This window comes from Streptomyces anulatus, assembly GCF_014650675.1.
GTDB lineage: Bacteria > Actinomycetota > Actinomycetes > Streptomycetales > Streptomycetaceae > Streptomyces > Streptomyces anulatus.
Genome location: NZ_BMVK01000002.1, coordinates 272,932 through 297,366 on the forward strand (window position 1 = coordinate 272,932; position 24,435 = coordinate 297,366).

The window sequence follows — 24,435 nt, forward strand, 5'->3', positions numbered from 1 at the left end:
GATCAGCCCTCGCCCAGGAGCTTGCCGTCCGAGGTCTCGAACTGCTGCTTGAAGGCGGCGATCGCGTCGGCGATCGACTGCAGCGTGTCGTCGGACATCTTGCCGCCCTCGGCGATGCTGGTCAGGAGGTCCTTGCGCTCACGGCGCAGGTACTCCAGCAGCTCGGCCTCGAAGCGACGGATGTCCTCGACCGGGACGTCGTCCATCTTGCCCGTGGTGCCGGCCCAGACCGAGACGACCTGCTCCTCCATCGGGAACGGGGCGTACTGCGGCTGCTTCAGCAGCTCGACCATGCGCTTACCGCGCTCCAGCGAGGCCTTCGAGGCCGCGTCCAGGTCGGAACCGAAGGCGGCGAAGGCCTCCAGCTCGCGGTACTGGGCGAGGTCCACGCGAAGCCGGCCGGAGACCTGCTTCATGGCCTTGTGCTGGGCGGAGCCACCGACTCGGGAGACCGAGATACCGACGTTGAGCGCCGGACGCTGACCCGCGTTGAACAGGTCGGACTCCAGGAAGCACTGGCCGTCGGTGATGGAGATGACGTTGGTCGGAATGAACGCCGACACGTCGTTCGCCTTGGTCTCGACGATCGGGAGGCCCGTCATCGAACCGGCGCCCATCTCGTCGGAGAGCTTGGCGCAGCGCTCCAGCAGACGCGAGTGCAGGTAGAAGACGTCACCCGGGTAGGCCTCGCGGCCCGGCGGGCGGCGCAGCAGCAGGGACACGGCGCGGTAGGCGTCGGCCTGCTTCGAGAGGTCGTCGAAGATGATCAGGACGTGCTTGCCGTCGTACATCCAGTGCTGGCCGATGGCCGAACCGGTGTACGGCGCCAGGTACTTGAAGCCGGCCGGGTCGGACGCCGGGGCGGCGACGATGGTCGTGTACTCCAGCGCACCGGCCTCTTCGAGCGCACCACGCACGGAGGCGATGGTGGAACCCTTCTGACCGATGGCGACATAGATGCAGCGCACCTGCTTGTTCACGTCGCCCGAGCGCCAGTTGTCGCGCTGGTTGATGATCGTGTCGACGGCCAGAGCGGTCTTACCCGTCTGACGGTCGCCGATGATCAGCTGACGCTGGCCGCGGCCGATCGGCACCATGGCGTCGACGGCCTTGTAGCCGGTCTGCATCGGCTCGTGCACCGACTTGCGGACCATGACGCCAGGGGCCTGCAGCTCGAGGGCGCGGCGGCTGTCGGTCGCGATCTCGCCGAGACCGTCGATCGGGTTGCCGAGCGGGTCGACGACGCGGCCGAGGTAACCCTCGCCGACGCCGACGGAGAGCACCTCACCGGTGCGCTGCACCGGCTGGCCCTCCTCGATGCCGCTGAACTCGCCGAGGACGATCGCACCGATCTCGCGCTCCTCGAGGTTGAGGGCGAGACCGAGGGTGCCGTCCTCGAACTTCAGCAGCTCGTTCGCCATGGCGGAGGGAAGACCCTCCACCTTCGCGATGCCGTCGCCGGCAACGCTGACCGTACCGACCTCCTCGCGCGAGGCCGCGTCCGGCTGGTACGACTGGACAAAGTTATCCAGTGCGTCCCGGATCTCCTCCGGCCGGATCGTGAGCTCCGCCATCTGGGTTCCCTGCTCTCCTTGTTGGGCCCGAAGTTTCTTAAGGGGGTCTGGGGGCCGACCCCCAGGAATCTTCTGCAATTTCTGCACGGCCCAACCGGGCCGCTGGTCTTGCTTGTTCTTGCTCTGTGTCAGCCGGCCATGCGTCGGGTCGCCTCTTCGAGGCGTTCCGCGACGGTGCCGTTGATGATCTCGTCACCGACGCGCACCGAGATCCCGCCGAGGACCGCGGGGTCCACGTCCAGGTTCAGGTGCATCTGCCGGCCGTAGAGCTTCGCCAGTGCGTCGCCGAGGCGCTGCTTCTGCCGGTCGCTGAGCGGCACCGCCGAGGTGACGACGGCGACCATGCGGTCCCGGCGCTCCGCGGCGAGCTTGGACAGCGAGTCCAGCCCTGCTTCCAGGCTACGTCCACGGGGCTGGGTGACCAGGCGGACGATGATCCGCTCGGTGACCGGCTGCGCCTTGCCGCCGAGCAGGCTGCGGAGCAGCTCGCCCTTGGCGGACGCCGTGGCCGTACGGCTGGTGAGCGCGGAGCGCAGCTCCTTGTCGGAGCCGACGATCCGGCCGAACCGGAACAGCTCGTCCTCGACGTCGTCGAGGCTGCCGCCACGCTGGGCCGCGGTGAGGTCTGCGGTGTTCGCCAGCTCCTCGACCGAGTCCACCAGGTCACGCGACTGCGACCAGCGGGACCGGACCAGTCCGGAGACCAGGTCGACGGTCTCGCCGCCCACCTGCCCGCCGAGCAGGCGCGCGACCAGCTCGGCCTTGCTCTCGCCGCTCTGGGCCGGGTCGGTGAGGACCCGGCGCAGGGATACTTCGCGGTCGAGCAGCGCGGTGACCGATGCCAGCTCCTCGGCGAGCTTCGCCGCGTCGACCGACGTGTTGTCGGTCAGCGCGTCGAGACGCTCGCGTGCGGCAGCCAGTGCTTCGCGGCTCGCGCCGTTCATCGGGCTGCCTCGGCCTTCGCCTCGAGCTCGTCGAGGAAACGGTCGACGGTGCCGCTCTGCCGGGCGTGGTCCTGGAGGGACTCGCCGACGAGCTTGCCGGCCAGGTCGGTGGCGAGCTTGCCCACGTCCTGACGCAGCGCCGAGGCAGCGGCCTTGCGGTCGGCCTCGATCTGGGTGTGGCCGGCGGCGATGATCTCTTCGCGCTGCCGCTGACCTTCCGCCTTCATCTCCTGGATGATGACGGCACCCTGCTCCTGCGCCTCCTGGCGCAGACGGGCGGCCTCGTGGCGGGCCTCGGCGAGCTGAGCCTTGTACTGCTCAAGAACGCTCTGGGCCTCGATCTGAGCCGATTCGGCCTTCTCGATGCCACCCTCGATCGCCTCGCGGCGCTCTTCCAGGGTCTTGTTGATCACCGGAAGCAGCTTCTTCGAGAAGACGAAGAAGACGATGCCGAAGCAGATCAAGCCGATGACGACTTCAGGCCAGACCGGGAGCAGAGGCATCTGCGGTTCCTCGGCTGCCAGGTACATCATGGTGGACCTTTCGTCGAATGGGGCTACAGCCACAACGTCACTTGACGATGAACGGAACGACGAAGCCGATCAGGGCCAGGGCCTCGACGACGGCGAAGCCGAGCAGCATGTTCTGGCGGATGAGGCCGGCAGCCTCGGGCTGGCGGGCGATGGCCTGCACACCGTTACCGAAGATGATGCCGATGCCGATGCCGGGGCCGATCGCGGCGAGGCCGTAGCCGATGGTGCCGACGTTGCCGTTCACGGCCGCGAGGGTCTCGAAAGCAGCAGACATGTCTGTGGTTCCTTCTCTTGGTGGGTCCGGTGGAAATGGTCTTCGCACCGGGCGACTGGGGATCTGAGGGCGGGAGCCGGGGGCCGGCAGGTCCTCAGTGGGCTTCTTCGAGCGCCTGGGAGAGGTACGTGGCGGTCAGCACGGTGAACACGTAGGCCTGAAGGGCCTGGATGAACATCTCGAACACGGTGATGACCAGCGTCATGATGAACGACGCGCCGGCGTAGACCGTGCCCAGGACCGTTCCGAGCATGTACCAGGTGGCGATCGTGAAGATCAGGATCAGGATGTGGCCCGCGAACATGTTCGCGAAGAGTCGGACAGCCAGCGTGAACGGGCGGACGATGACGTTGGAGATGAACTCCAGCGGCGTCAGCAGCACGTAGATCGGCTTGGGCAGACCGCTCGGGACGCAGAGGTTGCGGATACCCCCGACGAATCCGTTCGACCGGAACGTCACCGTCATGTACGTGACCCAGACCACCAGCGCGAGGCCGACGGGGTAGGCGATGACGGAGCTGACCGGGAACTGGGCGAGCGGGATGAGGGCCCAGAGGTTCAGGATCCAGACGAAGAAGAACAGGGAGACCAGCAGCGGGACGAAGGGCTCGCCCTTCTTGCCGATGACCTCCTTGGCGATACCTCGGTGGACGAAGTCGTACAGCGCCTCGGCGACCATCTGCAGCTTGCCCGGGACGACCTTCGGCTTCGAGAAACCGGCCCAGAAGAAGGCCAGGATCGCGAAGGTTCCGATGATCGCGAGCAACATGGGCTTGTTGAACTCGACAGACCCGACAGTGAAGAGCGGGTCGAAGATGAACGACCACACACTGGGAGCTTGGAACCCGCAGTCCTTGAACAGGTGGCAGTTCGTCTCGAAGGCGAGCGTCTGGGCGTCAGTCACCAAGAGCTCCTTCTGCATGGCGCATGGATGCGGCTACCTCGTTGTGTCGGAGCGGCGGGTGGCCGCAGGTCGGCACCGGACTGGTTCTTACGGTGAGGAGGCGGCGGCCGGGCCCGAAGCCTCGCGATGAATCAAGCGACCGCCTTGTTGCCCGCGCTCGCACTACCGCAACCGAGACCGGACGATAGCAGCACGTCGAACATGGCTTTATTCCGCCCCTACTCATCACGATCTCCCCCAGGGCCGCCCGGACGCTTCCGGGTGTCCGCGTCGGGGTCGACGTAAAGGGTCTTGCTCCGGGAGTGCAGTACGGCCTGCGTGGTGATCCACGTAATGACGGCCGCGACCAGCGAGAGGGCGAAGACCTGAAGATCGAAGAGCGAGGTGTTCCTGATGCTCAGGATGAAAATGAGCAGGAGCACGAGCTGAGCCGAGTAAATCATCAGCCCCATGCCCTGGAACAGGTGAGGCATGGTCTTGCCGACCCAGTTGAGCGCCAGCAGTCCGAGCGCCATGAAGACGATCACGACCACGCAGCCCACCGCGGCACCGATCGCCCCCTCGCCGCCGGCGAGCAGACCGCCGACAAGCGTGGCGATGGCTCCCACTGCGGCGGTGGGGGTGGCGATGCGCAGTAGTTCGCGCATGTCGGACTGCATGGCGGCAGCTCCACTGGTCTGAGGGGAGGAATGGGGCGTCGTCATGGACGAGCGTAGGCCCGGTCCGCGAGGCGGATTTTCGGGCCAATGGACCGTCCTACAAGGGTCCTTCGGCTCCGTCACCGGGTCTCGTGAACGGTATCACAAACTATTTGATGAGGTCTTTACCTCAAAGGTGTGCCAACTGTCACACATGAGAGTTAATCCGCGCGTGTGTGCACGACAAGACGGCGTAATGTCTGGTAATGCACCGCGAGTTCCGAATCGTCAACGCGAGGAATCGATCGAGCGGCGATCCGGGAACCGAGAACGGGCGCCGATCGCGGTAGCGCCGTTGACGCCGGACACTCCGACCGCCACGGGAGCCCGTTCGACGGCCTCCTCGCCCATCTGAGCGTCTGACGGGCCCTGTTGGGCCCCGGAGGCCACGGGCACCGGCTTCTCGCCGTAGGAGGACGAGGGAGCGGACTCCGGCTCCGCTCCACGGTGGCGGTAGCGCGGCGGCACGAAGCGGTTGGCCCAGTGCGGGGCGCGCGGGGTGAAGCGCGGCATCAGCAGCAGGACGAGGCCCACCGCGCTCGCCGCGATGATGACGAACACGATCCACGAGGACGCCGAGTGCACCGAGTAGCCGACGGCGCCGAAGGCGATGAGGGCCGACCAGAAGTACATGATCAGCACGGCCCGGCTGTGCGAGTGGCCGATCTCCAGCAGCCGGTGGTGCAGGTGCCCCCGGTCGGCGGCGAACGGCGACTGGCCGTTCCAGGTGCGCCGGACGATGGCGAGGACCAGGTCGGCGGCCGGGATCGCGATGATCGTCAGCGGCAGCACCAGCGGGATGAAGACCGGGAGCATCGCGTGGGTGGCCCCGCGCTCACTGCCCTCGAAGATCTGCATGAGGTCCGGGTCGACCTGGCCCGTGATCGAGATCGCGCCCGCCGCCAGCACCAGCCCGATCAGCATCGAGCCCGAGTCGCCCATGAAGATCCGCGCCGGATGCATGTTGTGCGGCATGAAGCCGAGGCACATGCCCATCAGGATCGCCGCGAACAGCGTCGCGGGGGCCGCCGCCTCGATCCCGTACCCCATCCAGAGGCGGTACGCGTACAGGAAGAACGCCGCCGACGCGATGCACACCATGCCCGCCGCGAGCCCGTCCAGGCCGTCGACGAAGTTGACCGCGTTGATCGTGATGACGACCAGCGCCACCGTGAGCAGCGTGCCCTGCCACTGGGTGAGGGCGACCGTGCCGACGCCGGGGATCGGCAGCCACAGGATCGTGAGCCCCTGGATGACCATGACGGCGGCGGCGATCATCTGACCGCCGAGCTTGATCAGGGCGTCGATCTCGAACTTGTCGTCGAGCACGCCGATCAACCAGATCAGGGCGGCGCCGGAGAGCAACGCCCGCGGCTCGTTGGAGAGTTCGAAGACGCCCTTCAGATTGAAGAGGTGGTCGGCGACGATCAGTCCCGCACACAGTCCGCCGAACATGGCGATCCCACCGAGCCGGGGTGTCGGCTCGCGGTGGACGTCGCGCGCACGGATCGCGGGCATCGCCCCGACCGCGATGGCGAACTTACGCACCGGTCCGGTCAGCAGATAGGTCACCGCTGCCGTGACACAGAGCGTCAGCAGGTAATCACGCACGGGCTGCCCCACAGAACTCGCCGGCCATCCAAAAACCACACCCTAGTCTCTGAAACAAGGACTCCACGGTACGGGTGATGGTTGCACAGGGTTCGTGTGCCCCGGACAGGGCGGAGTCCACTACCCCGGATACGGCGGATTGCGCGCGGCCAGTTCACGGACCTCCGCCGCGATCGGGCTCACATCGCCCGGCTCCCGTACGGCCGCTCCGAACAGGGCCGCGATCCGGGCCATGTCCCCGTCGTCCATCCCCTGGGTGGTGACGGCGGCGGTGCCCAGCCGGATGCCCCGGGCGTCCCCGTACGGCAGTGCGCAGGTGTCCAGGACCACACCGGCCGCCGCCAGCCGCTCCCGGGCCGTGCGGCCGTCGACGCCGAGCGGGGCCGGGTCCGCGACGACGATGTGGGTGTCCGTGCCGCCCGTGGTCACCTCGAAGCCCTCCGCCTCCAGGCCGGCGGCGAGCACCCGGGCGTGGGCGACGACCTGGTGGGCGTAGAGGGTGTACGCGGGGGTGGCCGCCTCCCCGAACGCGACGGCCTTCGCCGCCACCGTGTGCATCTGCGCGCCACCCTGGGTGAACGGGAACACCGCCCGGTCGATCCGCTCGGCCAGCTCCGCGCCGCAGAGGATCATGCCGCCGCGCGGCCCGCGCAGCACCTTGTGGGTGGTGGCGCAGACCACGTCGGCGTACGGGACCGGGCTTGGCGCCGCTCCCCCGGCGATCAGCCCCATCGGGTGGGCGGCGTCCACGATCAGATACGCCCCGGCCTCGTCGGCGATCTCCCGGAACAGCTCGTAGTCGGGGTGGCGGGGGTAGGAGATCGAGCCGCAGACGATCGCCTTGGGGCGGCGGGCGCGGGCCAGGGCGCGGAGCCGGGTGTAGTCGATCAGCCCGGTGTCCGGGTCCACCCCGTAGCCGACGAAGTCGAACCAGCGGCCGGAGAAGTTGCCCGGCGCCCCGTGGGTGAGGTGTCCCCCGTACGGGAGTCCCATCGCGAGCACCGTGTCACCCGGCCGCAGCAGCGCGGCGTAGGCGGCGAGGACGGCCGAGGAGCCGGAGTGCGGCTGGACGTTGGCGTGTTCGGCGCCGAAGAGGGCGGTGGCCCGGCGGACCGCGATGCGTTCGGCGGCGTCCGCGTGCTCGCAGCCGCCGTGGTGACGGGCGCCCGGGTATCCCTCGGCGTACTTGTTGGCGAGCGGGGAGCCGAGGGCCGCGAGGACCGCGGGCGAGGTGAAGTTCTCGGCGGCGATCAGCTGGAGGGTGTTCGCCTGCCGGTCGCTCTCCGCGAGGAGGACCCCGGCGATCTCGGGGTCCTGACGGAGCAGGGCGCCGAAGTCCTGGGGCAGGGCGTCGGGCGCGGGCGACACGGCTGCGGGTGCGGCGGGAGAGGTGACCGGCATGGGACGGCTCCGGGCCTGGAGGTGGGTGCGCCGGCGAGGGGTGCCGGTGTCAGCTCCAATGTAGGCCGGGGCCGGGCGCCGTGCCCGCTGTCGCGGGGTGCCGTACGCCGGTCGGCGCACCCGCCCCCGTCGGAGCGCGGATACGTCCCGTCAGTGCGGGGCGCGTACGCCGGTGAGCGCGGTGACGACGGGGTCGAGCGCCTGGTTGATCTCGTCGCCGATGGAGCGGAAGAAGGTGATGGGGGCGCCGTAGGGGTCGTAGACCTCGTCCGCCTCGGCGGTCGGGGCCAGCAGCCAGCCGCGCAGCGCGGCGGCGGCGCGCACCAGGGCGCGGGCGCGCTCGACGACGCCCTCGTCGCGCGGGTCGGGCAGGGTGGCCGGGTCTATGGCCCGCACCAGCCGGGTGAACTCCTTGAGCGTGAAGGTGCGCAGGCCCGCGGAGTGGCCCATGGAGATGACCTGGGCGCGGTGGTCGCGGGTGGCGGTGAGGACCAGGTCGGCGCGGATCACGTGCTCGTCCAGCAGCTCGCGGCCGACGAAGCCGGTGGCGTCCGCGCCGAAGTCGGCGAGGACGACCTCGGCGTTGGCCTCCATGGGCGCGCCCTCGTGGCCCCAGGTGCCCGCGCTCTCCACGATGAGGCCGCCGCTGAGCGGGTCGCCGAGCCGGTCCACCAGGGCATGGCGGGTCAGCCGCTCGGTGATCGGTGAGCGGCAGACGTTGCCGGTGCTGACGTGGAGGATGCGGAAGGTGTCGGTCCGCCCCGCTATGCCACGCCCCTCGGGGGCGGTCAATTGGCCACCTCGAGGTCGGGGACCACCTTGCGCAGCTCCTCCGCGGAGAGGGCGCCGGCGCGCAGCAGGACCGGGGTGGCGCCGGTGACGTCGACGATCGAGGACGGCACGATGCCGGGCGTCGGGCCGCCGTCGAGGTAGACGGAGACGGAGTCGCCGAGCATGCCCTGGGCGGCGTCGCAGTCCTCCGGCGAGGGGTGTCCGGTGAGGTTGGCGCTGGAGACGGCCATCGGGCCGACCTCGGTCAGCAGCTCGATGGCGACGGGGTGCAGGGGCATCCGGATGGCGACGGTGCCCCGGGTGTCGCCGAGGTCCCACTGGAGGGAGGGCTGGTGCCGGGCGACGAGGGTGAGGGCGCCGGGCCAGAAGGCGTCGACGAGCTCCCAGGCCTCCTCGGAGAAGTCGGTGACCAGGCCGTGCAGCGTGTTCGGCGAGCCGATGAGGACGGGGGTGGGCATGTTGCGGCCCCGGCCCTTGGCGTCCAGCAGGTCCGCGACGGCCTCCGAGGTGAAGGCGTCCGCACCGATCCCGTACACGGTGTCGGTGGGCAGCACGACCAGTTCGCCCCGGCGGACGGCCGATGCGGCCTCGCGCAGGCCCGTGGTCCGGTCGGTGGCGTCGTTGCAGTCGTATCGCCGAGCCATCAGCCGGCCTCCTGGAGCGGGTACGGGTAGGGGTGGTGGTGCCGGGGGCCGGTCACGGCATGGCCTTGCGGGCGGTGGCGAACCGGGGTCGCTTGTTCAGGTCGGGGTGGTCGGCGGCATCCGCCCAGCCCCGCTCCTCGGTGAAGATCCACGGCACCTGGCCGCCCTGGGTGTCGGCGTGCTCGATGACGACGAGGCCGCCGGGGCGCAGCAGGCGGTGGGCGGTGCGTTCGATGCCGCGGATGGTGTCGAGGCCGTCCTCGCCGGAGAACAGGGCCATCTCCGGGTCGTGGTCGCGGGCCTCGGGGGCGACGTACTCCCACTCGGTGAGCGGGATGTACGGCGGGTTGGAGATGACCAGGTCGACCTGGCCGTCGAGCTCCGGAAGGGCGCTCAGGGCGTCTCCGCGGTGGACGGTGACCCTGGACCCCTCGGCGTTCTTCCGGGTCCACCTGAGGGCGTCCTCGGACAGCTCCACGGCGTGCACCTTGGAGCGGGGGACCTCCTGCGCCATGGCGAGCGCGATGGCGCCCGAACCGGTGCACAGGTCGACGACGACGGGCTCGACGACGTCCATCGCGCGCACCGCGTCTATGGCCCAGCCGACGACGGACTCGGTCTCCGGGCGGGGCACGAAGACGCCGGGTCCGACCTGGAGCTCCAGGTAGCGGAAGAAGGCCCGGCCGGTGATGTGCTGGAGCGGTTCGCGGGCCTCGCGGCGGGCGATGGTCTCCCAGTACCGGGCGTCGAAGTCCGTGTCGGGCACCGTGTGCAGCGCGCCCCGCTTCACCCCGTGGACGAAGGCCGCGAGTTCCTCGGCGTCGAATCGCGGTGAGGGGACACCGGCGTCGGCCAGCCGCTGGGTGGCCTGGGCCACCTCGGCGAGCAGCAGGTTCATCGCGGTTCTCCGTACGGGTTACGGGTGTGCGGGGCGGGCGGGTCGCTTACGCGTTGGCGAGCTTGGCGGCGGAGTCGGCGTCGACGCATGCCTGGATGACGGCGTCCAGCTCTCCGTCGAGCACCTGGTCCAAGTTGTACGCCTTGAAGCCGACGCGGTGGTCCGAGATGCGGTTTTCCGGGAAGTTGTACGTCCGGATCTTCTCGGAGCGGTCGACGGTGCGGACCTGGCTGCGGCGTACGTCGGAGGCCTCCTGCTCGGCGGCCTCCTGGGCGGCGGCCAGGAGCCGGGAGCGCAGGATGCGCATGGCCTGCTCCTTGTTCTGGAGCTGGCTCTTCTCGTTCTGGCAGGAGGCGACGACGCCGGTGGGCAGGTGCGTGATGCGGACGGCGGAGTCGGTCGTGTTGACGGACTGGCCGCCGGGGCCCGAGGAGCGGTAGACGTCGATGCGCAGGTCGTTGGCGTGGATCTCGACGTCGACCTCCTCGGCCTCGGGGGTGACGAGCACGCCCGCGGCGGAGGTGTGGATGCGGCCCTGGGACTCGGTGGAGGGCACGCGCTGCACGCGGTGCACGCCGCCCTCGTACTTCATCCGGGCCCAGACGCCCTGGCCGGGCTCGGTGGCGCCGTTGCCGCCCTTGGTCTTCACGGCGACCTGGACGTCCTTGTAGCCGCCGAGCTCGGACTCGGTGGAGTCGATGATCTCGGTCTTCCAGCCGACGCGCTCGGCGTAGCGCAGGTACATGCGCAGCAGGTCGCCCGCGAACAGGGCGGACTCGTCGCCGCCGGCGCCCGCCTTGATCTCCAGGAGCACGTCCTTGTCGTCGCTGGGGTCGCGCGGGACGAGGAGGAGGCGGAGCTTCTCGGTGAGCTCTTCGCGCTGCTTCTCCAGGTCCTTGACCTCGGCGGCGAAGTCCGGGTCGTCCGCGGCGAACTCGCGGGCGGTCCCGATGTCCTCACCGGTCTGCTTCCAGGTCCGGTACGTGGAGACGATCGGGGTCAGCTCCGCGTAGCGCTTGTTCAGCTTCCGCGCGTTGGCCTGGTCGGCGTGAACCGACGGGTCGGCGAGCTTCTTCTCAAGACCGGTGTGTTCACCGATCAGTTCCTCGACCGCCTCGAACATTCGGGGGCTCCTGGTTGGTTGTGCGTCTGCGGGCCTGCTTGGGGGCGTACTGCCCGGTGGGGTGTACGGCGGGGGGTTCCCCCGTACACCCGACCGGAAAAAACGCCGGTTCCGACGCCCCCGGGAAGAGGGCGCCGAGAACCGGCGCAGTGGCTCGCTACTTGCTGGCGGAGCCGGCAGCCTTGCCGAAGCGGGCCTCGAAGCGGGCCACGCGGCCGCCGGTGTCGAGGATCTTCTGCTTGCCCGTGTAGAACGGGTGGCACTCGGAGCAGACGTCGGCACGGATGGTGCCGTTGTCGATGGTGCTCCGGGTGGTGAACGACGCACCGCAGGTGCAGCTGACCTGCGTCTCGACGTACTCGGGGTGAATGTCGCGCTTCAAGGTGTCTCCTAGTTTCGGGAGGGCGCCGGGTCGTCCGCGCGGATTGCGCGGCCGTGAACCGGGGCCGACGTACCAGTCTGCCAGGACCGGCCGTATCTCCCAAAACCGGGGGCGGAGCGCAGGTATTCCCCGACGGAGCGTGACGGGTGGGTGGCTACTCGACGACCGCGTCGGCGTCGCCCTTGTCGCCGGCCGACTTCTCGGTGGCGGAGGCGGGGATCGGCCGGTCGTTCTTGAGGGCGGCCCAGACCTGCCGGCCAGCCTTCTCCTGCGGCAGGACCCGGTTCGGGTCGGCCGGGTCGTACTCCACGGGCAGGGTCACCATGTGGACGTTCTCGGCGCTCAGTCCCTTGAGTCCGTTGGCGAAACCGGTGAGCTTCTTGACGGAGCCGAGCCCGGAGTCGGTGGTGACGGCCTTGGTGGCGGCGTCCGCGAGGCCGTAGAGCTTGGTGGGGCTGGTGAACACCCCGACGCTCTTCGTCTGGTCCATCAGCGCCTTGATGAACGCCTGCTGGAGCTGGATGCGTCCGAGGTCGCTGCCGTCGCCGACGCTCTTGCGCGTACGGACGAGGCCGAGGGACTGCTCGCCGTTCAGCGTGTGGGTGCCCGGCTCCAGGTCGAGGTGGCTCTTGGAGTCGTCGATCGCGGTCTTCGTGGTGATCTCGACGCCGCCGAGCTCGTCGATGAGCTTGGTGAAGCCGGTGAAGTCGACTTCCAGGTAGTGGTCCATGCGGATGCCGGACATCGACTCGACCGTCTTCACCGCGCAGGCGGGCCCGCCGACCTCGTACGCGGTGTTGAACATCGCCCGGTGCTCGGCGGGGACCTGGTCGCCGGTGGTGTCGCTCTCGCAGGCGGGGCGCTCTATCAGGGTGTCGCGGGGTATCGAGACGACGCTCGCGGACTTGTGGCCCTTGTCGATGTGCATGACCATCGCCGTGTCGGAGCGGGCCGCGCCCTCGTCCTCGCCGTACTTCCCGTTGTCGCCGGAGCGCGAGTCGGAGCCCAGCACCAGGATGTCCTGCGAGCCGTCGTCCACGTCGTCGGGACGGTCGGTGCCGAGCTTGGCGTCGATGTCGATGCTGGAGAGGTTGCCGTCGAGCGCCAGGTACGCGTATCCGAGTCCGGCCCCGCCGACGACCACGACACCCGCGACCGTCCAGGCCGCGACGACCTTGGCACGGTGCCTGCGGGACGGCTTCCTCCGCCGGCTGCCGGTGCCGCGTATGCGGCCGGTGCTCCTGCTCTGCTCGCTCACGCGTCTCCTCGTCACTCCTGTGGCCCGTCTTGCCCCCTGCCGTGGTGTTCCACGCGCGGTCGGCCTCTCCTGGAGGGACGGCCGAAGCAGCAAGAAGGGTTGCACACGCGCCTGTGGCCCCCGTCGGGGGACGGGGGCCACAGGGCGTCCGGGCGAGCTGGCCGTGAGGCTGCGTTCACCTGGGGTTTCGTGCTCGGTACAGCGATATGGCGGACGGTTCGGGGACCGGGGCCGGTGTGGCCAAGGTCTCGGGTCGGCCGGGGCCGGCCGGGGTCAGCCGAAGAGGTTGTAGTTGTTGGCTCCGGTGCCCAGCCGCTTGCGGGCGCCGAAGATGCCGCTGTCGGACCTGCCGGTGCCCGGGTAGAGGTACAGCTCTCCGCTCTTCACCCGGACGACGATGTCCGCGTGGCCGTCGCCGGTGAAGTCGCCGGTGGTGACCAGGGCCGTGGCCACGTCCCAGGTCCGGACGAGGACCTTGGCCGCGAACGGGGCGCTCGCCTTGCCGGTGCCCTTGAAGAGGTACAGCTTGCCGCCGCTGCCCCGGGCGATGATGTCGGCCTTGCCGTCGTTGGTGAAGTCGCCGCTGCCCCGGACCATGCTGAAGTTGAGGCCACCGCCGCCGATCCTGGTCCGGGCGGCGAAGTTGCCGTCGCCCTTGCCCGGGTACAGCCAGAAGCCGCCGGAGGAGTCGGTCGAGAGAATGTCGGGGTGGCCGTCGCTCGTCAGGTCGCCGGGGGCCAGGATCTGCTTGCGGGTGCCCCAGCCGGTGGCCAGGCGCTTGGTCTGCCACGCCTCGGCCGCCGAGCTGTACCACTGCCAGTACAGGTTGCCGTCCGTGCCTCGGACGAGCAGGTCCTGGTTGTCGTCCCGGTTCAGGTCCGTCTGCAGGAGGACGTTGATGTCGCCCCAGCCGCTGCTGTACGTGGCCTTCGACATGCCGGTGCCGGTCGAATTGAACTGGTACATCGTCTTGTTGGACGCGTTGCGGGCCATCAGGTCCGCGCGGTGGTCCCAGTTCATGTTGGTGTCGTAGGCCCGCGCCTTGATGGCGGGCACATAGGTGCTCACCTTGGCGAAGACGCTGTACGCGCCCTCCCCGACACAGTCCAGGACGCCCCACGACACGATGCCGGCCAGCTTGCCGCCGATCACCAGCGGGCCGCCGGAGTCACCGTTGCAGGCCCCGACGGTCTCCGCGTCGGTCGCGCCGGTCTTGCCCGCGCAGACCATGTGGCCCGGAACGAAGGAGCTTCCGTACGAACCCCGGCACGTCGCGTCGGAGACGATCGGGAGCGTCGCCGAACGCAGGGTCGTGGAGATGTCGTCGTTGGTGGACGTGGTGCGGCCCCAGCCGTAGACCTTGGCCTGGGTGCCCGGCGCGTAGAGGCCCGTGTCCGTGTTCGCCATCACCGGGAGGGGCTTGGCCGCGACCGGGTCGAAGAGGGTGAGCACCGCGACGTCGTTGTCGGCCGCTCCCTGCACGTCCTTGTAGAGCGGGCTGTTCCACTGACGGTAGGGCCAGGAGACGGTGCCGCTGCTGTTCGGCTCGGTGGAGGTGCTGCCGGTGACGACCACCCCGTTCGCGTTCCAGTCGAAGCCCTTGACGCAGTGCGCGGCCGTGGCGATCTTCGTGGGCGCGATGACGACACCGCCGCAGAAGAAGCCGGTGTCGTCGGTCTCGTCGCCCGGGGTGCCCCGGTCGTCGTGGTACCAGAGCTGCGCCATCCACGGGGCGCCGGCGATGGAGGTCTGCGTGCCGCCGATGACCATCGGGGCCGCGGTGCCCGGCTCGTCGCCGGCGAACTTGGCGGGCGGGAGGGCCTCGCGGTCCGCCACCGCCGAGTCGGCCACGCGCTCGCGCAGCTCCGACTCCGCCGGGGCGACGGGCCGTTCGGGTGCGGCCGTCGGCAAGGAGGGCGCCGGTTCGCCGGCCTGCGACGCGGACATCGTCAGCGCGGTGCCGACGAGGGCGAGGACGGTGACGGCCGCCGCCGGAACGGCGAGTCTGAGCCGGCGCGCGTGCCGGCCCCCCGTGGTGCGTATGTGCACGCGTGATCCTTCGGATAGGAACCGGTGGCGCACGAGAGCCCCGCCGGTCGGGAAACGGCGGGGGGGTGCGCGCGAACTGCCCGCAGCGCAGGGCGGATCGCCGCAGGGCTCACGCCTCTGCCGTTCCGCCTCGATGGCCCCCCACCTCAACTGGCCCAGATATTACGTGAGCGACAACGGAAGAGGAATGTGTGGAGAAGGAAAAGGAGAGGAAAAGGGAACCCCGGGGACGGAAAAGGGCTCCGCCCCCTCACCGAAGTGAGGGGGCGGAGCCTTGGAAACGGACTGTGCCGGTGTCCGGTCGGTCAGTCGTTGCCGTTTCCGCTGCCCGGCGTCGTCTTCTGGATCTGGAGCAGGAACTCCGCGTTGGACTGGGTCTTCTTCATCCGGTCCAGGAGGAGCTCGATCGCCTGCTGCTGGTCGAGCGCGTGCAGCACCCGGCGCAGCTTCCAGACGACCGCCAGCTCGTCGGTGCCGAGCAGGATCTCTTCCTTACGGGTGGAGGACGCGTCGACGTCCACCGCCGGGAAGATGCGCTTGTCCGAGAGCTTCCGGTCGAGCTTGAGCTCCATGTTGCCGGTGCCCTTGAACTCCTCGAAGATCACCTCGTCCATGCGCGAGCCGGTCTCGACGAGCGCGGTGGCCAGGATGGTCAGCGAGCCGCCGTCCTCGATGTTGCGCGCGGCGCCGAAGAAGCGCTTCGGCGGGTAGAGCGCGGTCGAGTCGACACCACCGGACAGGATGCGGCCGGAGGCCGGCGCCGCGAGGTTGTACGCGCGGCCCAGGCGGGTGATCGAGTCGAGCAGGACGACCACGTCGTGACCCAGCTCGACGAGGCGCTTGGCGCGCTCGATGGCCAGCTCGGCGACGGTGGTGTGGTCCTCGGCGGGACGGTCGAAGGTCGAGGAGATGACCTCGCCCTTCACCGACCGCTGCATGTCGGTGACCTCTTCCGGACGCTCGTCGACCAGGACGACCATCAGGTGGCACTCGGGGCTGTTGACCGTGATCGCGTTGGCGATGGCCTGCAGGATCATGGTCTTGCCGGTCTTCGGCGGGGCCACGATGAGCCCGCGCTGACCCTTGCCGATCGGGGCCACCAGGTCGATGATCCGCGTCGTCAGGATGTTGGAGTCGGTCTCCAGACGGAGCCGGTCCTGCGGGTAGAGCGGGGTCAGCTTCTGGAACTCGGGGCGGCCACGGCCCGACTCCGGGGCCATGCCGTTGACCGAGTCGAGGCGGACCAGCGCGTTGAACTTCTCGCGCCGCTCGCCGTCCTTGGGCTGGCGCACCGCGCCGGTGACGTGGTCGCCCTTGCGCAGGCCGTTCTTGCGGACCTGGGCGAGCGAGACGTACACGTCGTTCGGGCCCGGCAGGTAGCCGGAGGTCCGGATGAACGCGTAGTTGTCGAGGATGTCCAGGATGCCCGCGACGGGGATCAGGACGTCGTCGTCGGCCACCTGCACATCGCTGGCGAAGTCGTCGCGGCCACGGCGGCCACGGCGGTCGCGGTAGCGGCCGCGACGGCCGCGACGGCCGCCCGCCTCGTCGTCGAAGTCGTCCTGCGGACCGTTGTCGCGGTTCTGCTGGCCCTGGCCCTGGCTCTGCCCCTGACCCTGGCGCTGCGGGCGCTGCCCGCCGCCGCCCTGCTGGCCCTGGTCGTCGCCCTTGCCCCGGCGGTCGCGCTGACGCTCGCGGCGCTCGCCGCGCTCACCCCGGTCGCCCCGCTCACCGCGGTCGCGACGGTCTCCGCGACGGCCCTCGGCCGTGTCGGCGGCGGCCTCGGCCTTGGCGTCGCCCTTCGGCTCGCCCCGCTCCTCGGTCTTCTGCTCGGCCTGGGGCTCCGCCTTGGCCTTGACCTCGGTCTTCGCCTCGGTCTTGGTGTCCGGGCTGCCCGCCTGCGCGGTCGCACGGCGACGACGACGCTCGCCCGCGGGCTGGTCGTCGCTGGCCGGCTGACCGGGGATGTCGATCTGCTGCTGCGCCGTGTCCTTCTCGGCGGCGGCAGCGGCTGCCTCGTCCCCGGTGCGCGCCTTCGAGGTCGCGCGGCGCTTCGGCTTGGTCTCCGCCTCGGCGGGGGCCTCTGCGGACTTGGAGGAGGCCTTGGGGGCGGCGGATCCGCCACCCGCCTGCGCCTCCTTGATGACCTCGATCAGCTGGCTCTTGCGCATCCGCGCAGTGCCCCTGATGCCGAGGCCGGACGCGACCTGCTGCAGCTCGGCCAGGACCATGCCCTCGAGGCCGGTGCCGGAGCGGCGGCGCCGTGCGGTGGTGCCAGTGGCAGCACCTTCGGCGGGCGCGGCGCTGTCGACGCTCTTGTCGGCAGTCACGCCCATCAGATCGGTGGTGTCGCTCACGAAGGGTCCTTCCCTGGAGCGGACGTCGGCCTTCTGGCTCGGCGACCGGTTGTGCTGTCCGACTGCGGTCTGTTGATCTTGCTGGATCGCGGACCTTGCCGGGGCGGTGGTCCGCCGGGTGTACGGCGGAGAGATGAACGTGCGGGGTCCGGCGCGAGATCCCCCTGCTCGGCCCACTCCTGGACGAGCGAGGGGTGTCGTGCCGGTTCCGGAGCGTGCTCGAAACTGCTCAGGCAGGCTGCTCAGGCAGTTGGGGAGGCTCCCGGAAGAATGGTGGTCCCGGAGGGGGACACGAAGCAACGCGCCTCAAAGACGTCGGTTGCAGACTTGAGGTTAACACTACCGGCTCCAACAAACATTCCCCCTCTCGCTCACCGGTAATCACATGCGGTTACGCGGCCAGCGGCAGCACACTGGCGCCCGTCGCGTCGAGGGCCAGCCGGTTCGCCGCCCAGCCCTCCCCCGCCAGTCGGGCGACCTTGTCGGCCGAGCCTTCCTCCGTCAGCGCGAGGACCGTGGGCCCCGCACCGGAGATGACCGCGGGCACGCCGTCGGCGCGCAGGCGGTTGACCAGTTCCACGCTCTCCGGCATGGCGGGGCCCCGGTATTCCTGGTGGATCCGGTCCTCGGTCGCGGCGAGCAGCAGCTCGGGGCGGCGGGTCAGGGCCTCGACGAGCAGGGCCGCCCGGCCGGCGTTGAGAGCCGCGTCGACGTGCGGGACGGTGCGCGGGAGCAGGCCGCGCGCCGTCTCGGTGAGCACCGGGCGCCCGGGGACGAAGACCACCGGGACGACGGATTCGGCGGGGTTCATCCTGATCGCCCGGGCCGCGCCGCCGTCCATCCAGGCGAGCGTGAAGCCGCCGAGCAGACAGGCCGCGACGTTGTCGGGGTGTCCCTCGATCTCGGTCGCCAGCTCCAGCAGGGCCGCGTCGTCGAGGCGGGCGTCGCCGCCCGTCGTCACGGCGCGGGCGGCGACGATTCCGGCGCAGATGGCGGCGGAGGAGGAGCCGAGGCCGCGGCCGTGCGGGATGCGGTTGGCGCAGACGATCTCCAGCCCGCGGGGCTGGCCGCCGAGCAGGTCGAACGCGGTGCGCAGGGAGCGCACGAGCAGGTGGCTCTCGTCGCGGGGCAGCGTCTCACTGCCCTCACCTGCGATGTCGATGTGCAGCCCGGAGTCGGCGACCCGGACGACGACGTCGTCGTACAGCCCCAGCGAGAGGCCCAGGGCGTCGAAGCCCGGACCCAGGTTGGCGCTGGTTGCGGGGACGCGCACCCTGACGGCGGCGGCTCGGAACGCGGGACCGGCCATCGGTCGGACCACTCCTTGTAAGGCGGCGGGGATGCAGTGCGGGTGGCTCTGCGGCGGCGGGACGAACGGCGGGGGTCATGGCGGTGGGGGTCGCGGCTGTGCGGAGGGCTCCGAAGCGGTGCGGGAATCCGGCGGCCGGCCCGACGGCCACGACGGGGACCGCAGGCGTGGCGGTCCGGCGGGCGGATGCCGGGCGGATGGGGTACAGCTTATCGAAGGAAGGTTCTGTGGCGACATAGGGCGCACAGGAGGCGCACGATGCGTGTCGCCCGCCTCCCATGCGCTCTCCGCCCCGGAAAGGGGCTGGTTGAGCGGGTTGTCGCGGTTGCCCGGGCCGGCCGCGGCGCCTGCCGGCGCCCGGCCCGGGACCGGATCAGACGAGTCCGAGCTTCTCCGCGGCGGTGGCCGCGTCGACCGGGACCGTGACCGGCTGCGGTGCGCCCGCGACGGCCCAGTCGGGGTCCTTGAGGCCGTTTCCGGTGACCGTGCAGACGATGCGCTGGCCGGGGTCGACCTTGCCCTCTTCGGCGGCCTTGAGCAGGCCGGCGACGGACGCGGCCGACGCGGGCTCCACGAAGACGCCCTCCTGGGAGGCCAACAGCCGGTACGCGGACAGGATCTGCCGGTCCGTCACCTCGTCGATGAAGCCGCCCGACTCGTCGCGTGCGGCCAGCGCGTAGTTCCAGGAGGCCGGGTTACCGATCCGGATCGCGGTGGCGATGGTGGACGGGTCCTTGACGATCTCGCCGCGCACGATGGGCGCGGAGCCGGAGGCCTGGAAGCCCCACATGCGCGGGGAGCGGGTCGAGACGCCGTCACCGGCGTACTCGGTGTACCCCTTCCAGTACGCGGTGATGTTGCCCGCGTTGCCGACCGGCAGGACGTGGATGTCGGGGGCGTCGCCGAGCGCGTCGACGATCTCGAACGCGGCGGTCTTCTGGCCCTCGATACGAACCGGGTTGACCGAATTGACCAGCGCCACGGGGTAGTTGTCCGAGAGCGAGCGGGCCAGGGTCAGGCAGTCGTCGAAGTTGCCGTCGACCTGGAGGATCTTGGCGCCGTGCACGAGCGCCTGGCCCATCTTGCCGAGCGCGATCTTGCCCTGCGGTACGAGGACGGCGCAGACCATCCCCGCGCGCACGGCGTACGCCGCGGCGGAGGCCGAGGTGTTGCCGGTGGAGGCGCAGATGACGGCCTTCGCCCCCTCCTCCTTGGCCCGGGTGATGGCCATGGTCATGCCGCGGTCCTTGAACGAACCGGTGGGGTTGGCGCCCTCGACCTTGAGGTGCACCTCGCAGCCCGTGCGCTCGGAGAGGACCTGCGCCGGAACGAGCGGCGTACCGCCCTCACGAAGTGTGACGACCGGCGTCGTGGCCGTGACCGGAAGCCGGTCCCGGTACTCCTCGATGATGCCGCGCCACTGGTGGGTGCCCTTGCTGGTCATGGGTCCTTTACTCCCCTTCAACACGCATGATGCTGGCGACACCGCGCACGGTGTCGAGCTTGCGCAGCGCTTCGACGGTCCCGGAGAGGGCGGCGTCGGGCGCGCGGTGGGTGACGACGACGAGGGACGCCTCGCCGCCTCCGTCTGGACGTCCTTGCTGGCGGACGGTGTCGATCGATACGCCCTGCTCGGCGAAGACCGTCGCGACCTGGGCGAGCACGCCCGGCTTGTCGGCCACGTCGAGGCTGATGTGGTAGCGCGTGACGACCTCGCCCATGGGGCTGACCGGCAGGCGCGTGTAGGCGGACTCACCGGGACCGGTGGCCTCGCCCAGTTTGTTGCGGCAGACCGCGACGAGGTCGCCGAGGACCGCGGAGGCGGTCGGCGAGCCGCCGGCGCCGGGACCGTAGAACATGAGCTGCCCGGCCGCGTCGGCCTCGATGAAGACCGCGTTGTACGCCTCGCGGACCGAGGCCAGCGGGTGGCTGAGCGGGATCATCGCGGGGTGGACGCGGGCGGTGACGGAGGCCCCGTCGGCGGCACGCTCGCAGATGGCCAGCAGCTTGACCGTGCAGCCCATCCGGCGGGCGGAGGCGATGTCGGCGGCGGTGACCTCGGTGATGCCCTCGCGGTGCACGTCGCCGATCTTCACGCGGGTGTGGAAGGCGATCCCGGCGAGGATCGCGGCCTTCGCGGCGGCGTCGAAGCCCTCGACGTCGGCGGTCGGGTCGGCCTCCGCGTACCCGAGGGCGGTGGCCTCGTCGAGCGCCTCGGAGTAGCCGGCGCCGCTGGTGTCCATCTTGTCGAGGATGAAGTTGGTCGTGCCGTTCACGATGCCGAGCACCCGGTTGACCTTGTCCCCGGCGAGCGACTCGCGCAGCGGCCGCACCAGCGGGATGGCCCCGGCGACGGCGGCCTCGTAATACAGATCGCGGCCGTACTTCTCGGCGGCGGCGTGCAGGGCCGCGCCGTCCTCGGCGAGCAGCGCCTTGTTGGCGGAGACGACGCTCGCGCCGTTCTCGAAGGCGGTGGTGATGAGCGTCCGGGCCGGCTCGATACCGCCGATGACCTCGATGACGACGTCGATGTCGCCGCGCTGTACGAGCGCGGTCGCGTCGGTGGTGATCAGTGCGGGGTCGATGCCCTCACGCACCTTCGAGGGCCGGCGGACGGCCACGCCGACGAGCTCGACGGGCGCGCCGATGCGCGCCGCGAGGTCGTCGGCGTGCGTCGTCATGATGCGCGCCACCTCTGAGCCGACCACTCCACAGCCCAGCAGCGCCACCTTCAGCGGACGCGTACGCATCATCCGACCTCGTTTCTCATACCTAGACCCTCCGGAGATTGGGGGGCGGCGTCGCGGCTCCGGGCACGCGCATCTGCGGCGTTGTCGTCAATCACCATGGCTCCGCCATGCCTCAATCCTCCGCCTTGCAGCTGCACGCACCCAGAACCGCTCCTTCTCCCACCCCCCAATCGCCGGAGGGTCATGCTCATTGGGGACCAGTCTCACTCACCGGACGGGGGTTTCTGACCCTCGTCCGGATCCTGAGATGACTATTTCATCAGCCGACATCGAGACGCAGGAGATCTTCCTCCGTCTCGCGCCGGACGATGACGCGTGCCTCTCCGTCGCGGACCGCGACGACCGGCGGGCGCAGCGCGTGGTTGTAGTTGCTCGCCATGGAACGGCAGTACGCGCCGGTGGCGGGGACGGCGATCAGGTCGCCGGGGGCCAGGTCGGCGGGGAGGAACGCGTCCTTGACCACGATGTCGCCGCTCTCGCAGTGCTTGCCGACGACCCGGACCAGCATGGGTTCGGCGTCCGAGGTGCGGGAGACGAGCGCGACGCTGTACTCGGCGTCGTACAGCGCGGTGCGGATGTTGTCCGACATGCCGCCGTCGACGCTGACGTACGTCCGCAGCCCCTCCAGGGGCTTGATCGTGCCGACCTCGTACAGCGTGAACGCGGTCGGTCCGACGATGGCGCGGCCCGGCTCCACGGAGATGCGGGGGGTGCGCAGCTTCGCGGACTCGCACTCGCGGGTGACGATGTCGCTGAGCGCCTTGGCGATCTCGTGCGGCTCGCGGGGGTCGTCCTCGGAGGTGTACGCGATACCGAGGCCGCCGCCGAGGTCGATCTCGGGCAGTTCGACGCCGTGCTCGTCGCGGATCTCGGCGAGCAGCTGCACCACGCGCCGGGCGGAGACCTCGAATCCGGCCATGTCGAAGATCTGCGAGCCGATGTGCGAGTGGACGCCGATGAGGTCGAGGCCGTCGAGGGAGAGGGCACGGCGCACCGCCTCGGCGGCCTGCCCGTCGGCGAGCGCGATCCCGAACTTCTGGTCCTCGTGCGCGGTGGCGATGAACTCGTGGGTGTGGGCCTCGACGCCGACGGTGACGCGGATCTGCACCCGCTGGCGGACGCCGTGCCGCTGGGCGATGTGGGCGACGCGGACGATCTCCTGGAAGGAGTCGAGCACGATCCGCCCGATGCCCGCCTCGACGGCCCGCTCGATCTCGGCGACGGTCTTGTTGTTGCCGTGGAAGGCGATGCGTTCGGCGGGCATTCCGGCGTCCAGCGCGGTGGTCAGCTCACCGCCGGAGCAGACGTCGAGGTTCAGCCCCTCCTCCTTCAGCCAGCGCACGACGGCGCGGGAGAGGAAGGCCTTCCCGGCGTAGAAGACGTCGGCGTCCGGGCCGAAGGCCTCGGACCAGGCGCGGCAACGGGCCCGGAAGTCGCTCTCGTCGAGGAAGTAGGCGGGGGTGCCGAACTCCTCCGCGAGCCGGGCGACGGTGATCCCGCCGACGGTGAGGGCGCCGTCCGCGTCGCGGGTGACGGTGCGCGACCAGACCTTCTCGTCGAGGACGTTGAGGTCGGCGGCGGGCGCGGAGTAGTGCCCCTCGGTGAGGACGTCGGCGTGACGGGGTCCTGCGGGGTGTGCGGAGCGGCTCATCGTGATGTTCTCTCGGGTCTGTTCTGATCGCGTCAGAGGTGTTCGGGCGCGCGGATGCCGAGCAGGGACAGGCCGCCTGCCAGCACCGTCCCGGCGGCTTCGGCGAGAGCCAGCCGGGCACGGTGGGCGGCCGAGGGTTTCTCGTCACCGGCGGGCAGGGGCGGGCAGGAGTCGTGGAAGTCGAAGAACGCGTGCGCGACGGCTTCCAACTGCCGGGCGACCCGGTCGGGCGCGCGGTGACGGGCCCCGGCGAGCAGGACGCCGGGGTGGTCGGCGATGAGGTCGAGGAGGGGACGGGCCGCACCGTCGTACGGGAAGGAGTCTTCGCCGTACGGAGCGTGCGGGGCGCCCGGGGTGTGCTGGGTGTGCCCGGCGCCCTGGGCGGTCCCGGCGTGGCTCTCGCTGTCCGGGCCGGGTCCGGCGTACGGGGCGTGCCCTGCGGTGAAGCCGAGGAGGGCGGCCCCGCGGGTGAGGGCACGGGCCCTGGCGTGGGCGTAACGGACCCGGAAGAGCGGGTTGGCCTCGCCCTGGACGAGCAGTGCGGGGCCGAGGGCGGCGCGGTCGTGCCCGGCGGGCCGCAGGAGCCCCCAGCGGGCCGCGTCGGGCCCGAGCCGCTCCAGCAGCTCCCCCGCGGTGACCCCGGCGGGGACGGGCCGGATCCCGGTGAGCGGTACGGGGGGCGTCCCGTGCGCGTCGACGGTGACGCCGAGGCGCGCCCAGTCCGGATCGGACGCCTCCTCGCAGCTGACCCGGACCCGGGCGCCCTGGGCGACGACGAGCCGGCGCACGGCATGGGCGGTGACGGCGGCGCGGACCTCCCGCGCGTGGTGGAACTGGAGGATCTCCTCCCGGAGCGCGTCCCCGTGTCCGTACGCGAGCCCCTGTTCCCGTACGGCGTCGAGCACGGCCCGGTCGCCCGCGTCCGGGGCGTCGAGGGTGAAGCTCAGGAACCCCGGTCCGGTGATCTCGACCCGCCCGACGCCGGGCTCGGCGGCGACGCGTTCCCGCAGGATGGCCGCGATCTCCAGGGCGGGCAGCGCGGCGGGCCCGGCGAGCTGGAGTGCGACGGCGCAGGCGTAGTCCCCGCTGCCGCCGGGCCGGGTCCTCTCCACCCGCACGCGCGCGGGCACGGGTGCGCGCAACGCATCCTCGTCGACCGCGCGGCGCACGGCGTGCAGCACGGTCCGGGAGAGGTCGGCGGGGGTCACGGGTCAAGCGTAGGTGAGAGAGGGGGGCACTCCGCGACCCGGTTTCGCCATCCGGTCAGCCGGACCCGGTTCGCC

General features: G+C 70.5%; 21 protein-coding genes. All 21 read right to left on the reverse strand.

The annotated features are described in order from the left end of the window. Positions 1 to 2: 2 nt before the first annotated feature. The 21 genes from atpA to nrtL all read right to left on the reverse strand — a co-directional run bounded on the left by atpA (position 3) and on the right by nrtL (position 24,360). The gene (gene atpA / locus IE272_RS05915; RefSeq protein ID WP_007447730.1) at positions 3 to 1,574 is read right to left on the reverse strand and encodes a F0F1 ATP synthase subunit alpha; all 1,572 of its coding nucleotides are present in this window, start codon (positions 1,572 to 1,574) and stop codon (positions 3 to 5) included. 128 nt (positions 1,575 to 1,702) lie between these two features. Next, positions 1,703 to 2,518, reverse strand: coding sequence for a F0F1 ATP synthase subunit delta (locus tag IE272_RS05920; RefSeq protein WP_007447728.1), 816 nt, complete (start codon positions 2,516 to 2,518; stop codon positions 1,703 to 1,705). Continuing rightward, positions 2,515 to 3,051 (reverse strand): F0F1 ATP synthase subunit B, encoded by a 537-nt coding sequence (locus IE272_RS05925; RefSeq protein ID WP_003966253.1) that lies wholly within the window; start codon positions 3,049 to 3,051, stop codon positions 2,515 to 2,517. Before IE272_RS05925 ends, IE272_RS05920 begins: the two co-directional genes overlap by 4 nt. Positions 3,052 to 3,088: 37 nt before the next feature. Beyond that, positions 3,089 to 3,325 carry an ATP synthase F0 subunit C gene (atpE, locus tag IE272_RS05930; RefSeq protein WP_003966254.1) on the reverse strand — a complete coding sequence of 79 codons (237 nt, stop codon included), beginning with the start codon at positions 3,323 to 3,325 and terminating at the stop codon, positions 3,089 to 3,091. A 94-nt stretch (positions 3,326 to 3,419) separates the two neighbouring features. After that, the gene (atpB, locus tag IE272_RS05935) at positions 3,420 to 4,247 is read right to left on the reverse strand and encodes a F0F1 ATP synthase subunit A (RefSeq protein WP_003966255.1); all 828 of its coding nucleotides are present in this window, start codon (positions 4,245 to 4,247) and stop codon (positions 3,420 to 3,422) included. A 200-nt stretch (positions 4,248 to 4,447) separates the two neighbouring features. Further along, on the reverse strand, positions 4,448 to 4,888 hold the full coding sequence (locus IE272_RS05940) for a Cg1360 family ATP-synthase-associated protein (RefSeq protein ID WP_050360396.1): 441 nt from the start codon (positions 4,886 to 4,888) through the stop codon (positions 4,448 to 4,450). A gap of 267 nt (positions 4,889 to 5,155) precedes the next feature. Further along, a complete protein-coding gene (locus IE272_RS05945) occupies positions 5,156 to 6,550 on the reverse strand; it encodes an MraY family glycosyltransferase (RefSeq protein ID WP_179890796.1) in 1,395 nt (464 codons plus the stop codon). A 108-nt stretch (positions 6,551 to 6,658) separates the two neighbouring features. Next, the gene (glyA, locus tag IE272_RS05950; protein ID WP_069755415.1) at positions 6,659 to 7,939 is read right to left on the reverse strand and encodes a serine hydroxymethyltransferase; all 1,281 of its coding nucleotides are present in this window, start codon (positions 7,937 to 7,939) and stop codon (positions 6,659 to 6,661) included. A gap of 150 nt (positions 7,940 to 8,089) precedes the next feature. After that, positions 8,090 to 8,731, reverse strand: a complete 642-nt coding sequence (locus IE272_RS05955; protein WP_047178825.1) for an arsenate reductase/protein-tyrosine-phosphatase family protein — start codon at positions 8,729 to 8,731, stop codon at positions 8,090 to 8,092. Further along, complete coding sequence (locus IE272_RS05960; RefSeq protein WP_032763084.1) at positions 8,728 to 9,375, reverse strand: L-threonylcarbamoyladenylate synthase; 648 nt, start codon at positions 9,373 to 9,375, stop codon at positions 8,728 to 8,730. The genes IE272_RS05955 and IE272_RS05960 overlap by 4 nt, the downstream gene beginning before the upstream one ends. Before the next feature lie 52 nt (positions 9,376 to 9,427). Further along, the gene (prmC, locus tag IE272_RS05965; protein WP_050360399.1) at positions 9,428 to 10,273 is read right to left on the reverse strand and encodes a peptide chain release factor N(5)-glutamine methyltransferase; all 846 of its coding nucleotides are present in this window, start codon (positions 10,271 to 10,273) and stop codon (positions 9,428 to 9,430) included. Between the two features lie 46 nt (positions 10,274 to 10,319). Continuing rightward, positions 10,320 to 11,396, reverse strand: coding sequence for a peptide chain release factor 1 (gene prfA / locus IE272_RS05970; RefSeq protein WP_007447709.1), 1,077 nt, complete (start codon positions 11,394 to 11,396; stop codon positions 10,320 to 10,322). A 157-nt stretch (positions 11,397 to 11,553) separates the two neighbouring features. Then, positions 11,554 to 11,778 (reverse strand): 50S ribosomal protein L31, encoded by a 225-nt coding sequence (gene rpmE / locus IE272_RS05975; protein ID WP_003966263.1) that lies wholly within the window; start codon positions 11,776 to 11,778, stop codon positions 11,554 to 11,556. A 154-nt stretch (positions 11,779 to 11,932) separates the two neighbouring features. Further along, a complete protein-coding gene (locus IE272_RS05980) occupies positions 11,933 to 13,036 on the reverse strand; it encodes an LCP family protein (RefSeq protein ID WP_190006406.1) in 1,104 nt (367 codons plus the stop codon). A gap of 273 nt (positions 13,037 to 13,309) precedes the next feature. Then, a complete protein-coding gene (locus IE272_RS05985; protein ID WP_050360401.1) occupies positions 13,310 to 15,085 on the reverse strand; it encodes a trypsin-like serine protease in 1,776 nt (591 codons plus the stop codon). A gap of 305 nt (positions 15,086 to 15,390) precedes the next feature. Then, entirely contained in the window at positions 15,391 to 17,442 is a 2,052-nt protein-coding gene (rho, locus tag IE272_RS05990) for a transcription termination factor Rho (RefSeq protein WP_056700566.1), read from the reverse strand. A gap of 391 nt (positions 17,443 to 17,833) precedes the next feature. After that, the gene (gene thrB / locus IE272_RS05995; protein ID WP_056700569.1) at positions 17,834 to 18,751 is read right to left on the reverse strand and encodes a homoserine kinase; all 918 of its coding nucleotides are present in this window, start codon (positions 18,749 to 18,751) and stop codon (positions 17,834 to 17,836) included. 373 nt (positions 18,752 to 19,124) lie between these two features. Further along, positions 19,125 to 20,195: a threonine synthase gene (gene thrC, locus IE272_RS06000; RefSeq protein WP_007447697.1), complete on the reverse strand. Its 1,071-nt coding sequence runs from the start codon at positions 20,193 to 20,195 to the stop codon at positions 19,125 to 19,127. A gap of 7 nt (positions 20,196 to 20,202) precedes the next feature. Continuing rightward, the gene (locus IE272_RS06005; protein ID WP_179233741.1) at positions 20,203 to 21,504 is read right to left on the reverse strand and encodes a homoserine dehydrogenase; all 1,302 of its coding nucleotides are present in this window, start codon (positions 21,502 to 21,504) and stop codon (positions 20,203 to 20,205) included. A 256-nt stretch (positions 21,505 to 21,760) separates the two neighbouring features. Continuing rightward, on the reverse strand, positions 21,761 to 23,152 hold the full coding sequence (gene lysA / locus IE272_RS06010) for a diaminopimelate decarboxylase (protein WP_050360404.1): 1,392 nt from the start codon (positions 23,150 to 23,152) through the stop codon (positions 21,761 to 21,763). 32 nt (positions 23,153 to 23,184) lie between these two features. Further along, on the reverse strand, positions 23,185 to 24,360 hold the full coding sequence (gene nrtL / locus IE272_RS06015) for an ArgS-related anticodon-binding protein NrtL (protein WP_190006407.1): 1,176 nt from the start codon (positions 24,358 to 24,360) through the stop codon (positions 23,185 to 23,187). Positions 24,361 to 24,435: the final 75 nt, after the last annotated feature.